At 68.1% G+C, this 13,032-nt stretch carries 10 protein-coding genes; all 10 read left to right on the top strand.

Annotated elements, in window-relative coordinates:
* The first annotated feature begins 21 nt into the window (after positions 1-21).
* The 10 genes from GFS60_RS12880 to pgeF all read left to right on the top strand — a co-directional run bounded on the left by GFS60_RS12880 (position 22) and on the right by pgeF (position 13,020).
* Complete coding sequence (locus tag GFS60_RS12880; protein ID WP_159927132.1) at positions 22-1,596, top strand: UDP-N-acetylmuramoyl-L-alanyl-D-glutamate--2,6-diaminopimelate ligase; 1,575 nt, start codon at positions 22-24, stop codon at positions 1,594-1,596.
* Complete coding sequence (locus tag GFS60_RS12885; RefSeq protein ID WP_159921715.1) at positions 1,593-3,107, top strand: UDP-N-acetylmuramoyl-tripeptide--D-alanyl-D-alanine ligase; 1,515 nt, start codon at positions 1,593-1,595, stop codon at positions 3,105-3,107. Before GFS60_RS12880 ends, GFS60_RS12885 begins: the two co-directional genes overlap by 4 nt.
* Positions 3,104-4,183 (top strand): phospho-N-acetylmuramoyl-pentapeptide-transferase, encoded by a 1,080-nt coding sequence (gene mraY / locus GFS60_RS12890; protein ID WP_159921716.1) that lies wholly within the window; start codon positions 3,104-3,106, stop codon positions 4,181-4,183. The genes GFS60_RS12885 and mraY overlap by 4 nt, the downstream gene beginning before the upstream one ends.
* Positions 4,184-4,187: 4 nt before the next feature.
* Positions 4,188-5,684, top strand: coding sequence for a UDP-N-acetylmuramoyl-L-alanine--D-glutamate ligase (murD, locus tag GFS60_RS12895; protein ID WP_159921717.1), 1,497 nt, complete (start codon positions 4,188-4,190; stop codon positions 5,682-5,684).
* A complete protein-coding gene (gene ftsW, locus GFS60_RS12900; protein WP_236603448.1) occupies positions 5,681-7,348 on the top strand; it encodes a putative lipid II flippase FtsW in 1,668 nt (555 codons plus the stop codon). Before murD ends, ftsW begins: the two co-directional genes overlap by 4 nt.
* Positions 7,345-8,493, top strand: coding sequence for an undecaprenyldiphospho-muramoylpentapeptide beta-N-acetylglucosaminyltransferase (gene murG, locus GFS60_RS12905; protein WP_159921719.1), 1,149 nt, complete (start codon positions 7,345-7,347; stop codon positions 8,491-8,493). The genes ftsW and murG overlap by 4 nt, the downstream gene beginning before the upstream one ends.
* The gene (gene murC / locus GFS60_RS12910) at positions 8,490-9,998 is read left to right on the top strand and encodes a UDP-N-acetylmuramate--L-alanine ligase (RefSeq protein WP_159921721.1); all 1,509 of its coding nucleotides are present in this window, start codon (positions 8,490-8,492) and stop codon (positions 9,996-9,998) included. The genes murG and murC overlap by 4 nt, the downstream gene beginning before the upstream one ends.
* A gap of 233 nt (positions 9,999-10,231) precedes the next feature.
* Positions 10,232-10,873 carry a cell division protein FtsQ/DivIB gene (locus tag GFS60_RS12915; protein WP_159927136.1) on the top strand — a complete coding sequence of 214 codons (642 nt, stop codon included), beginning with the start codon at positions 10,232-10,234 and terminating at the stop codon, positions 10,871-10,873.
* A 210-nt stretch (positions 10,874-11,083) separates the two neighbouring features.
* Positions 11,084-12,280: a cell division protein FtsZ gene (gene ftsZ, locus GFS60_RS12920; RefSeq protein WP_109329280.1), complete on the top strand. Its 1,197-nt coding sequence runs from the start codon at positions 11,084-11,086 to the stop codon at positions 12,278-12,280.
* Positions 12,277-13,020, top strand: coding sequence for a peptidoglycan editing factor PgeF (gene pgeF / locus GFS60_RS12925; protein ID WP_159921723.1), 744 nt, complete (start codon positions 12,277-12,279; stop codon positions 13,018-13,020). The genes ftsZ and pgeF overlap by 4 nt, the downstream gene beginning before the upstream one ends.
* Positions 13,021-13,032 lie beyond the last annotated feature (12 nt).

Here is a 13,032-nt window from a genome sequence, read left to right on the forward strand (position 1 = left end):
ACTCTGCAGTCCGGAGAAGATCTGAAGTCTGGCGACGATCTGCGCCCCAGTCTGCCGGTTCGTACCCCGGTGAGCGTTCTCGCCGCAGCTGCCGGAGCCAGAATCGAAGCTTCCGCAGGTGGTGCTGCCGACGTCGTCGTCACGGGAGTGGATCTTCGGGCTCAGGCCATCGCCCAGGGCGATCTCTTTGCTGCCTTGCCCGGCGCCCGGGCGCACGGGGCGGAGTTCGCGGCAGACGCTGTGGCACGCGGTGCCGTGGCGATCCTCACCGACGAGGCCGGGTTCGACATCGTGTCGGGGCTGGAAGCGGACGTGCCGGTCCTGGTCCACCACGATCCCCGCGGAGTTCTCGGCGAGATGTCGGCCACCATCTACGGCCGTCCGTCGGAGCGCATGCAGGTGATCGGTATCACCGGCACTTCCGGTAAGACCACCACCTCGTACCTTGTGGAGGGCGCCCTCACCGCGGCGGGGCGCACCACCGGTCTGGTGGGAACCATCGAAACGCGGATGAAGGGGCGACGGGTGCCGAGCGCACTGACGACGCCCGAGGCCCCGCAACTGCACGCCCTGTTCGCCGTGATGCTCGAGCAGGGGGTCGACACGGTGGTGATGGAGGTCTCCAGTCACGCGCTCGCGCTCGGCCGGGTCGACGGTGTGCGGTTCGATGTGGGTGCCTTCACCAATCTCTCGCAGGACCACCTCGATTTCCACCGCGACTTCGAGGACTACTTCGCCGCCAAGGCCAGGCTTTTCCGCGCCGAATCCTCGGTCCACGCGCCGCGGGCCGTCATCTGCGTCGACGACGAGTGGGGGCAGCGGATGGCCGAGGTTGCCGCCGACGCCGGCTCCGTCGTATCCACGGTGGCCACGGGGCCCGGCCGTGTGGAGGCGGAGTGGACTGCAGGTGCGCCGACGGTATCCCCTTCCGGTTCGCAGACCTTCTCTCTCACCACTCCGGACGGCACGTCGCTCGAGGTGTTGCTACAGCTTCCGGGCCGGTACAACGTTGCCAATGCCTCGGTTGCCGTTGCGTTGAGCGCCTCACTGGGGGTCGATCCGCTCGTCGCAGTGAAGGGCATCGCGGAGGTCGACGTGCCCGGGCGGGTGCAGCGGATCGATCGCGGCCAGGACTTTCTCGCCGTCGTCGACTACGCGCACAAACCCGCCGCCCTCGAGGCTGTGATCGCAACCCTTCGGAGCCAGGTGTCCGGCCGTGTCGCGGTGGTCGTGGGTGCGGGAGGTGACCGCGACGCCGGGAAGCGGCCCCTGATGGGGTCGGCGGCGGCGCGAGGGGCGGATCTGCTGATCATCACGGACGACAACCCGCGTACCGAGGACCCGGCGACGATCAGAGCCGCGGTCCGGGAAGGCGCCCTCGCGGTGCCCGAATCCGAGCGGGGAGAAGTTCGGGAAGTGGGGGACCGCGCGAGGGCGATCACCGAGGCCGTCAGCTGGGCGCAGGCAGGCGACGTAGTTCTGGTCGCAGGTAAGGGACACGAGTCCGGTCAGGAGATTTCCGGGGTGAAGCACCCATTTGACGATCGCGAGGTTCTGGGCGAAGCGATCGAGCAGGTAATCGGAGGAAGCAAATGATCCCGATGACACTCGCTCGCATCGCCCAAATCGTGGGAGGCGAGCTCCACGACGTCGTCGATCCCTCGACCGAGGTGACCGGCAGCGTGGAATTCGATTCGCGGAAGGTAGGTCCAGGCGGCCTCTTCCTCGCTCTGCCCGGTGCCCGCGTCGACGGTCACGACCATGCGGCGGCCGCCGTTGCGGCAGGTGCGTCCGCCGTCGTGGCTGCGCGGCCGGTCGGGGTTCCGGCCGTCGTGGTCCCGCCGATTCCCGTGGACGTCCCGAGCCGGGCGATGGCACTCGAACACGATTCGGACGGGTCCGGCGCCGCGGTGCTCGCCGCTCTGGCGAAGCTTGCCCGCGCCTCTGTCGACGAACTGACCGACAAGGGCTTGACCGTGGTCGGAGTGACCGGGTCAGCGGGCAAGACCTCGACCAAAGACCTCCTCGCGGCTGTTCTGCGCCCCCTGGGCCCCGTGGTGGCGCCGCCTGGATCGTTCAACAACGAGCTCGGCCACCCGTGGACTGCCCTGCGCGCTGATGCCGACACCCGGTTCCTGGTTCTAGAGATGTCTGCGCGCGGGCTGGGGCACATCGCGTCCCTCGCGACCATCGCGCCTCCCCGGATCGGGGTCATTCTCAACGTGGGCACGGCACATCTCGGTGAGTTCGGGTCCCGGGACGCGATCGCCCTGGCGAAGGGGGAGCTCGCCGAAGCGCTGCCGACTGCCGCGGACGGCGGCGTCGCCGTGCTCAATGCAGACGACCCTCTGGTCGCCGCCATGGCCTCACGGACCTCTGCGCGCGTGGTGCTCGTCGGTCAGTCGGAGGCGGCGGATATCCGGGCCACCGACATCGTGCTCGACGAGAAGGCGCGTGCGCGATTCACGCTCACCACGTCTTCGGGCAGTGTTCCGGTCGAGCTGGCGGTGCACGGCGAACATCAAGTCGGGAACGCACTCGCCGCTGCCGCAGTGGCTTTCGAGTGCGGCGCAGATCTCGGCCAGGTTGCCCAGGCACTGTCCGGGGCCGCTGCGGTGTCGGCTCGCCGTATGGATGTGCGAGACCGGCCGGACGGTGTGACGGTTGTCAACGATTCGTACAACGCCAATCCCGATTCGATGCGCGCAGCCATCAAGGCGCTGGTGTCGATGGCGAAGACCGGCCGCGGCGCGGCGCGCCGCAGTTGGGCGGTACTCGGAGAAATGGCGGAGCTGGGGCCAGAATCAGTGGTCGAACACGATGCGATCGGCAGGTTCGCGGTCCGGCTGGACGTGAGCAAGTTGATCATCGTCGGAACCGGCAGACCGGCACGGGCCATGCATCAGGGCGCGGTCATGGAGGGCTCGTGGGGCGACGAGGCGATACTCGTTCCCGACGCCGCCTCCGCGATCGCGTTGCTCGAGGAGGAATTGGCGGCGGGTGACCTGGTATTGGTCAAAGCGTCGCAATCCATCGGACTATGGGAGGTCGCGGACGCGGTGCTGGCGGGACACACGGGACAGAAGGGTTCGGAGGCCATGCGGTGAGACAGATCCTCTTCGCGGCGGGCATCGCGCTTGCCGTCTCGATTCTGCTGACCCCGGTCCTCATCAAGGCCTTTTCCCGTCAGGGTTTCGGCCAGGAGATCCGTGTCGAAGGTCCGGCCAGTCACCAGTCGAAGCGCGGGACCCCGACGATGGGTGGAGTCGCCATCCTCGCCGGCCTGTGGGCGGGGTACTGGGGATCGCACCTGATCGGTATCGGCTACAACGCAGACGGCCCGTCGGCGTCGGGTCTGCTGGTGCTGGGCCTGACGACTGCGCTCGGTGGTGTCGGGTTCCTCGACGACTTCATCAAGATCCGCAAGCAGCGCAACCTGGGACTGAACAAGACCGCAAAGCTGGTCGGCCAGCTGATCGCGGCGGTGGCGTTCGGCATCCTCGCGCTGCAGTTCCGCGGGGCCAACGACCTGACCCCCGGCAGTGCCCACCTGTCGTACGTCCGAGACATCGCGACGGTGACCCTGGGATCCGTAGTGTTCGTCGCGTTTTGTTATCTGCTGGTCAGCGCGTGGTCGAACGCCGTCAACCTCACCGACGGACTCGACGGCCTGGCGGCCGGTTCCATGAGCCTCGTGCTGGGTGCCTACGTCATCATCACATTCTGGCAGTACCGCAACGCATGTGAGACCAGCCCGGGAAAGGGTTGCTACGACGTCCGGGATCCGCTCGACCTGGCCCTGATCTGCGCCGCCGGGGCGGGCGCCTGCATCGGCTTCCTCTGGTGGAACGCCGCGCCCGCCAAAATCTTCATGGGCGACACCGGCTCCCTTGCGCTGGGCGGCATGCTCGCCGGGCTGTCCATCACGACGCGGACGGAACTGCTCATGGTGGTGATCGGCGCTCTCTTCGTCGCCGAAGCGGCGTCCGTGGTGATCCAGGTTGCGGTGTTCAGGTCGAGCCGGAGACGAGTGTTCCGCATGGCGCCTTTCCACCATCACTTCGAACTCGCCGGGTGGGCGGAAACCACGGTGATCATCCGCTTCTGGTTGCTGGCGGCCATCGCCTCGGCGATCGGCCTCGCGCTGTTCTACAGCGAGTACCTGGCAGCGATCGGCGGCTGACGCAGTGGCCGAGGATCTGGAACTCGATCGGTTGCGGGGCCGTGCCGTACTCGTCGCGGGGGCGGGGATCTCGGGCCGGGCGACGATCGAACCGCTCCGTGAACTCGGAGCCCTCGTCACCGTCACCGATTCGAATGCCGACGCCCTTGCCGAATGCGCGAGGCTCGGCGCAGCCACCGTGCCCATCGACGACCTCCTCGCCGACCGCGAACGTGTCCGTGACTTCGCACTGGTGGTGACCAGCCCCGGATTCCGTCCCGACGCACCGCTGCTCTCTGCTGCCGCCGGAGACGGCATCCCCATCTGGGGAGATATCGAACTCTCCTGGCACGTGGACCGATCGGGACTCTACGGCCCGCCCCGCCGATGGTTGGTGGTTACCGGGACCAACGGAAAGACGACCACGACCTCGATGCTGCAGTCGATCCTGTCGGCGGCAAAGGTGCCCAGCGCAGCCTGCGGGAACATCGGACTCCCGGTCCTCGAGGCCCTACGCCAGACGTCTCCTCGGCCCGAAGTGCTGGCGGTGGAACTCTCGTCGTTCCAATTGCACTGGGCACCGTCAGTTCGGCCGGCGGCCGGAGCCGTCCTGAACATCGCCGAGGACCACCTCGACTGGCACGGCGGTATGCAGTCGTACATCGAAGCGAAGGCGCGAGCGTTGACCGGCGATGTCGCAGTACTGGGTCTCGACGACGACGTGGCCGCGTCCCTCGCAACCTCCTCACCCGCCGAACGCACGGTGGGCTTCCGGGTGGGGATGCCGGGGCCGGGGGAGTTGGGGATCGAAAACGGCCACCTGGTGGATCGGGCGTTCGCCGACGGGCTGCGGCTGGCCCCGGCGGAGGGGATTACCCCGTCCGGTCCTGCGGGATTGATGGATGCGCTCGCTGCGGCAGCGCTCGCGCGCGCCGCCGGGGTGGGGCCCGAGGCCGTGGCCCGCGGTCTGGCGAGTTACGTCGTCGGCCCGCACCGCGGTGCACGCGTTGCCGAGATCGGCGGGGTCACCTTCGTCGACGACTCGAAGGCCACCAACCCACACGCGGCCGGGCCGTCGATTCTCGCGCACGAACGCGTGGTGTGGATCGCCGGCGGCCTCCTCAAAGGCGCCCAGGTCGACGACCTGATCGTCGAGGTGGCCGACCATCTGACCGGAGTCGTGCTACTCGGGCGTGACGCCACCCACATCGCCGAGTCGCTTGCGCGACACGCCCCCGAGGTTCCCGTGGTCAGTGTCGAAACGGGAGACGATGCTGGAGTGAGTGCTGTTGCTCGAGCCGCGACCCGACGGGTGGTTCTGCCGCCCGGTACCGACAGCGACGCGGTCATGGCAGCCGTCGTGCGTGAGGCGGCTGCCCTGGCGACGGCGGGTGACGCCGTCGTACTGGCTCCTGCCGCGGCTTCGCTCGACATGTTCGACAGCTACGGTCATCGAGGTAGGAGCTTCGCCGACGCGGTCGGCCGGCTGCATGCATCGGACATTACCGGGCAGCCGCAATGACGTCGGCCGATCCGCGCCCACGCCGGGTTCCCGACGCGCAGCGCAGCCGTGGGGCCGACGCGCAACGGAGCCGGGTGTCCGACGCGCAGCGGGGCCGCGGTGGCGAACGTGGTCGCGGTGACGCACCTCGGGGCCGTGCCGGTGATGCGGGACGGCCTCGCTCTCCCGCAGGCCCGCGTTCGCAGGACGGTTCTCCGCGCTCGGCTACGCCCCGCCGCCCGCCGCAGGGTCCGCGAACCCGCACTTCGCCGCCGCGCGCTCCCCGCACCCGGATCGGTGCGTGGCTGGCCAGACCACTGGCGTCGTTCCACCTCGTCGTGACCATCGCGTTTCTGCTCACGGTGCTGGGGCTGGTAATGGTGCTGTCGTCGTCGAGCGTCGAGGCGTATGCCAACGACGGCTCGGCCTACACGCTGTTCACCCGGCAAACAATCTTCGCCGGCGTCGGCATGATCCTGTTCTTCGTCGCGTTGCGCATCCCGGTACGGGTGATGCGCGCGCTGTCCTTTCCCGCCTTCGCGGCAACGATCGTTCTTCTGATACTGGTGCTCATACCCGGTATCGGAACGGTGTCCCAGGGCACCCGGGGATGGTTCGTCGTCGGCGGTGTGTCGCTGCAGCCGGCCGAGTTGACGAAGATCGCGCTCGCCATCTGGGGTGCGCACATCTTGGCGTCACGCCGGAGCGACCTGGTCGGGATCCGCGACATGCTGGTCCCACTCGTTCCCGCGGCGCTGTTGGCGTTCGTGCTCATCATCTTGCAGCCCGACCTCGGAACGACGGTTTCGTTGGCCATCATCCTGATGGCCTTGCTGTGGTTCGTAGGTCTGCCGCTCAAGTTGTTCCTGGGCATCGTGGGAACCGGCCTCGCCGGGGTGGTCGTTCTCGCTCTCACAGCCGGTTACCGTTCGGCGAGGGTCCGGGCCTTCTTCAATCCGGACGAGGATCCGCAGGGTATCGGGTATCAGTCACGCCAGGCGATGTACTCGCTGGCCGACGGCGGAATTCTCGGGCGTGGACTGGGGCAGAGCCGCGCGAAGTGGAGTTATCTCCCCAACGCGCACAACGACTTCATTTTCGCCATCATCGGTGAGGAACTGGGCTTCCTGGGTGGTGCCGCCGTGCTGGGACTCTTCGGGTTGTTCGTGTACACGGGGCTGCGCATCGCCGCACGATCGGCCGATCCCTTCCTGCGCTTGCTCACAGGTACGGCCACGGTGTGGATCACCGGTCAGGCGTTCATCAATGTGGGGTACGTCATCGGGCTGCTCCCCGTCACCGGACTGCAGTTGCCGCTCGTGTCCGCCGGGGGAACGTCGACGGCGACGACGCTGTTCATGTTCGGCGTGGTGGCGAATGCGGCCCGGCACGAGCCGGAGGCCGTAGCGGCGCTGCATTCGGGTCAGGACGGCCGTTTCGGGCGAATGCTGCGTCTTCCGAAGCCCGAGGCATATTCACCGGTGCGGGCGGACGCTGCCCGGGCGGAGGCGGTGCGACGGGCCGAGGCACGGCGGCAGGCCGGACGCGAGATGGCAGCCCGCACCCGGAGCATCACATACGACAAGGGCCGCGCGGAACGCGGCAATGCCCGCACACCCGACCGCGGTGTGCGCCAGCAGCGAAGCTCGGGTGGCCGAGCAGGAGAGCGAGGATTTCGTAGGTGAGCGGCGAGAAGCCCACTCTGTCGGTGATCGTGGCCGGTGGTGGAACCGCCGGACACATCGAACCGGCTCTGGCGGTGGCCGATGCGATCAAGGCGATCGACGGGGATGTGGTGGTGACGGCGCTGGGGACGGCCCGCGGTCTCGAAACCACCCTGGTTCCGGAGCGCGGTTATCCGCTGGAACTCATTCCGCCGGTGCCACTTCCCCGTAAACCCACCCTCGACCTGCTGCGGCTCCCGCGCCGGGTGCTGCATTCGGTTCGTCGTACCCGTGCGGTGATGGACGAGACCGGGGCCGACGTGATCGTCGGTTTCGGCGGTTACGTCGCTCTTCCGGCGTACCTGGCCGCGGGTCCCGGTCTGCTGCGGCGGCGACGCAGAATCCCGATCGTGGTGCACGAGGCGAACGCGAGCGCGGGCATCGCCAACAAGATCGGCGCTCGCCGTGCTGCACGGGTCCTCGCGGCGGTGGCGGGTTCCGGTGTGAAGGCGCGCGGCAGGGCGGAGGCCGAGATCGTCGGTATACCCGTGCGGGCATCCATCACCGGTCTCGACCGGGCGGGATTACGCAGTGAGGCCCGGGCCCACTTCGGGCTTCCCGCCGAGGGACCAGTGCTGCTCGTGTTCGGTGGGTCGCAGGGCGCGCGGTCGCTCAACGAGGCGGTGTCGGGGGCGGCGGAGTCGCTCGCGGCGGCGGGGATCGCCGTCCTGCACGCACACGGTCCGAAGAACACCCTGGACGTCCCCGACTCCGCAGGCGGTCCGCCCTACGTGGCCGTCCCGTACCTGTCGCGGATGGATCTGGCGTATTCGGCTGCCGACGCGGTGATCTGCCGATCGGGTGCGATGACGGTCGCGGAGGTGTCGGCTGTGGGTCTCCCCGCGCTGTACGTGCCGTTGCCGCACGGCAACGGTGAGCAAGAACTCAATGCGCGGCCAGTCGTCGAAGCGGGAGGTGGAATGATTGTCCGTGACGGCGACCTGACCGCCGCCTTCGTCGCGGACACCGTGATCCCGCTGCTGCGCGACCCCGCGCGGCTCGCGGACATGGGGCGGCGCGCGGCGGGAGCGGGTCACCGTAGCGCAGCCGCCGAGGTTGCGCAGATTGTTCTCGACGTGGCCGCGCTGACGAAGGAAACCCGATGACCGACCTGCCCGCGCACCTCGAACGTGTCCACATGGTGGGGATCGGTGGCGCCGGAATGTCCGGGATCGCCCGGATCCTGCTGGCCCGAGGGGGCCAGGTGTCCGGATCCGACGCCAAGGAGAGCCGCGGCGTGCTGGCCCTCCGCGCTCGCGGCGCGAACGTGCGCATCGGCCACGACGCCAGCGCACTCGATCTCTTGCCCGGCGGACCCACCGTGGTCGTCACCACGCACGCCGCCATCCCGAAGGACAACCCGGAACTGGTCGAGGCCGCGCGGCGCGGCATCCCCGTGATCCTGCGCCCGGCGGTACTCGCATCGTTGATGCACGGTCACCGGACCCTGCTCGTGTCGGGCACCCACGGTAAGACGTCGACGACGTCGATGCTGGTGGTGGCGCTCCAGCATTGCGGTTTCGACCCCTCCTTCGCGGTGGGCGGCGAGCTGAACGAAGCCGGGACCAACGCTCATCACGGCAGCGGTGACGTATTCGTCGCCGAGGCCGACGAGAGTGACGGTTCGCTTCTCCAGTACGACCCCGATGTCGTCGTCGTCACCAACGTCGAGGCCGACCATCTCGACTATTTCGGGAGCCCGGAGGCCTATACCCAGGTTTTCGACGATTTCGCCGATCGGCTCTCGCCCGGCGGGCTCCTCGTCACCTGTCTCGACGATCCCGGTTCGGCAGCGCTCGCGTCACGGGTGAGCGCGCGGAACCTCCCCGGTGTGCGAGTGGTCGGCTACGGCAGCGCAGAGTCGTCCGCCGCTCCGTTCGACTCCGTCGACGGGATCGAGGTCGGTGCCCGGCTGCTGAGTTTCGAGGCCAGAGATGTGGGGGGAGTGCTGCAGTTCCAGCTGGCCGGTGAGCGGAGTCCGCGGACCATCCGGATGGGTGTCCCGGGACGGCACATGGCACTCAACGCGCTGGCCGCACTTCTCGCTGCCCGCGAGGCCGGTGCCGACGTCGACGAGATACTCGAAGGAATCGCCGGTTTCGGCGGTGTACACCGCCGGTTCCAGTTCACCGGGCGTGAGCGTGGTGTTCGCGTGTTCGACGACTATGCGCACCATCCCACCGAAGTGCGTGCGGTGCTCGGCGCCGCCGCGGATCTGGTGCGCCAGCCGCACGAGGCGGATCGGCGAGAATCCGAGGAATCGGTCCGCCGGGGCAAAGTGATCGTCGTGTTCCAGCCGCATCTCTATTCGCGGACAGCAACTTTCGCGGAAGAGTTCGGGCATGCTCTCGATCTCGCCGACGAGGTCGTGGTGCTCGACGTGTACGGGGCGAGGGAGGAACCCATGCCCGGTGTCAGTGGCGCCCTGGTCGCATTGTCGGTGACCAAGCCGGTGCATTATCAGCCCGATCTGTCGCAGGCGCCGCGTCAGGTGGCGGGGTTGGCCGAACCCGGCGACGTCGTGATCACGATGGGTGCCGGTGACGTCACGATGCTCGGAAACCAGATTCTCGACGCGCTGCGCGCGGCCCCACACAACGCCTCGCGATGAGCCGGGAGCGCCGAGGCCGCCCGGAACGGCCGGATCGCCCGGTTCGCCGCGACACCCAGCGCAGTCCGCGGCCCGGTGGCGCCTCCGCGCGGAGTTCCGGCACCAGGACTGGGTCGCGCCGGACGCCGCCGGGCGGTGACCCGTCCACTCGCAGACCGCGCGGATCGGTCCCGGCCGCAGCATCTCCGGACGTGGAGCAGGGGCCGGGACGGCCGTGGTATCGCAGGCCGGCGGTGACCGGTTTGATCGGTGTCGTGGTGGTCGTGGCGCTCGGTCTGGTGGCCTGGTTCACGCCGCTGTTGTCGGTCCGGTCCACCGATGTCGCGGGTGCCACGAGCATTCCCGAGGAACAGATTCGACAGGTACTCGCCGTGCCGCAGGGGCAGCCACTGCTGCGCGTCGACACCGTGGCGGCCGCGCAACGGGTCGCCGCGATCCCCAAGGTGGCTACCGCCCGCGTGCAGAGAATGTATCCGTCCACCATCCGGGTGACGGTGACCGAACGCGTGCCGGTCGTGTTCGTCGATACTCCCGACGGCACGCATCTTCTGGACGCCGACGCTGTCGACTACGAGATTGCGCCACCGCCTCCCGGCGTTCCTCGCCTGGTGACCGACACTCCCGGGTGGGGTGATCCCAGTACCGCGGCTGCGCTCGAGGTGCTCGAGTCGATGCCGCCGCAATTGCGCGGGCAGGTGGGTGAGGTTGCGGCCAAATCCATTTCGGACATCTCGGTGACGTTGCTCGACGGCCGCGTCGTGGTGTGGGGCGGCACGGAGAAGTCCGAACGCAAGGCGGCGGTCACCTTGCCCCTGCTGACTCAGCCCGGGCAGACGTACGACGTGTCGAGTCCTGATCTCCCGACGGTGCGGTAGGGGAATGAAATTCGTAGTTGGCTCCAGCGAGCGAGTTCGTCAAAAAACTCGGCGAGTCTCGGCGCGCCTAATGGCGTATCCCGATGACGGTGCATAGCGTTTCGCTCTAGTCGAGCACTTGACATAACCGTAACCCTATGGTTCAGGTTGAGAGTTTACCCGACTGATTTGTACGAAAGCGTGATACACACTCATGGAAGGCGAGAGCCGATGACGCCCCCGCACAACTACCTCGCCGTAATAAAGGTCGTCGGCATCGGCGGCGGCGGCGTGAACGCAGTCAACCGGATGATCGAGCAGGGACTCAAGGGAGTTGAGTTCATTGCCGTCAACACGGACGCGCAAGCGCTGCTGATGAGTGATGCCGACGTCAAGCTCGACGTCGGCCGTGAACTCACCCGCGGCCTCGGAGCCGGCGCGGATCCCGAAGTCGGCCGCAAGGCCGCAGAAGACCACAAGGACGAGATCGAGGAAGTGCTCAAGGGCGCCGACATGGTGTTCGTCACGGCCGGTGAGGGCGGCGGTACGGGTACCGGCGGCGCCCCCGTCGTCGCGAGTATCGCGCGCAAGCTCGGGGCCCTCACCGTCGGTGTGGTGACCAGACCCTTCTCGTTCGAGGGGAAGCGTCGCGGCGGGCAGGCCGATACCGGCATCCAGTCGCTGCGCGAATCGTGCGACACCCTCATCGTCATCCCGAACGACCGCCTTCTTCAGCTCGGTGACGCCGCGGTGAGCCTCATGGATGCGTTCCGCAGCGCCGACGAGGTCCTCCTCAACGGTGTTCAGGGCATCACCGACCTCATCACCACCCCGGGTCTGATCAACGTCGACTTCGCCGACGTCAAGGGCGTCATGTCCGGGGCCGGTAGCGCGCTGATGGGCATCGGGTCCTCGCGCGGTGAGGGGCGTGCCATCAAGGCTGCCGAGTCCGCGATCAATTCACCTCTCCTCGAAGCATCGATGGAGGGTGCGCGCGGCGTCCTGCTGTCGATCGCGGGTGGCAGCGACCTCGGACTGTTCGAGATCAACGAGGCCGCCTCGCTCGTCCAGGAAGCGGCGCACATCGATGCCAACATCATCTTCGGCACCGTGATCGACGACTCGCTGGGTGACGAGGTGCGGGTCACCGTCATCGCCGCCGGATTCGACGGCGGCACGCCGGCCCGTCGTCCGGTCGAGTCCACCGCCGCCGGCCGCAGCGCCATCGGGGCCGGACGCGCGGGTGAAGTGAACCAGGGCGCGGAGCCGCAGGGCGGTGAGCCGATGTCCGTGACACGCGAGACGATCAGCTCGCACAGCGCGAGCAGTCTGCCTCCGTTGTCCGGAAACGGCTCTTCCCGGCCCGTGCCGGTGTCCGACGAGGAGGGCGAAGACGACGTCGACGTGCCCTCCTTCATGCGTCGTTGACTTCGCCGTCGGGTCCCGGATTCCGGGTTCGCCGCGTCGTCACCGCACGTGCGGGTGGGCACTCCGTCGGACCGTACGAGTCCTTCAATCTGGGTGACCACGTGGGGGACGACCCCGGCGCGGTAGAGGCCAATCGTCGTCGGCTGGCCGCAAAGATCGGTGTTCCGTTCGACCACCTGATCTGGATGGAACAGATTCACAGTCGCACGGTGACGGTGGTCGACAGACCGACCGATACGGCTGTGCCGGCAACCGACGCGTTGGTGACCACGGTGCCGGGTTTGGCGCTGGCCACGCTCAGCGCCGACTGTGTGCCTGTCCTGCTCTCCGACGAGGAGGCGGGCGTCATCGCGGCCGTGCACGCCGGACGGATCGGTGCACGCATCGGTATCGTCCCCCGGGTTCTCGAGGTGATGGTGCAGCAGGGCGCCCGGATCGGACGGATCGGTGCCTTCCTCGGCCCGGCCGCGAGTGGACGCCAGTACGAGGTTCCCGCCGCAATGCAGGCGGATGTCGAAAAGTACCTTCCCGGCAGTGCCGCCCGCACGGTGAAGGGGACCCCCGGTCTCGACCTGCGGGCCGGCATCCGCAGGCAACTGCTCGACGCGGGAGTGTCAGGTGTCGCCGAGGATCCGCGTTGCACCATCGAGGACCGGACCCTCTTCAGTCATCGGCGGGAGGCACCGACCGGCCGGCTCGCAGCGGTGATCTGGATGGATACTGGGCAGGGCGGCAGGTAGGCGCGCGAGAGG

This window comes from Rhodococcus sp. WAY2, assembly GCF_009859915.1.
Taxonomy (GTDB): Bacteria; Actinomycetota; Actinomycetes; order Mycobacteriales; family Mycobacteriaceae; genus Rhodococcus_F; species Rhodococcus_F oxybenzonivorans.

Excerpts from the sequence above, each read along its gene's own strand:
- ftsW (WP_236603448.1), top strand. The coding sequence starts at position 5,681 with ATGACGTCGGCCGATCCGCGCCCACGCCGGGTTCCCGACGCGCAGCGC.
- murC (WP_159921721.1), top strand. The coding sequence starts at position 8,490 with ATGACCGACCTGCCCGCGCACCTCGAACGTGTCCACATGGTGGGGATC.
- ftsZ (WP_109329280.1), top strand. The coding sequence starts at position 11,084 with ATGACGCCCCCGCACAACTACCTCGCCGTAATAAAGGTCGTCGGCATC.
- GFS60_RS12885 (WP_159921715.1), top strand. The coding sequence starts at position 1,593 with ATGATCCCGATGACACTCGCTCGCATCGCCCAAATCGTGGGAGGCGAG.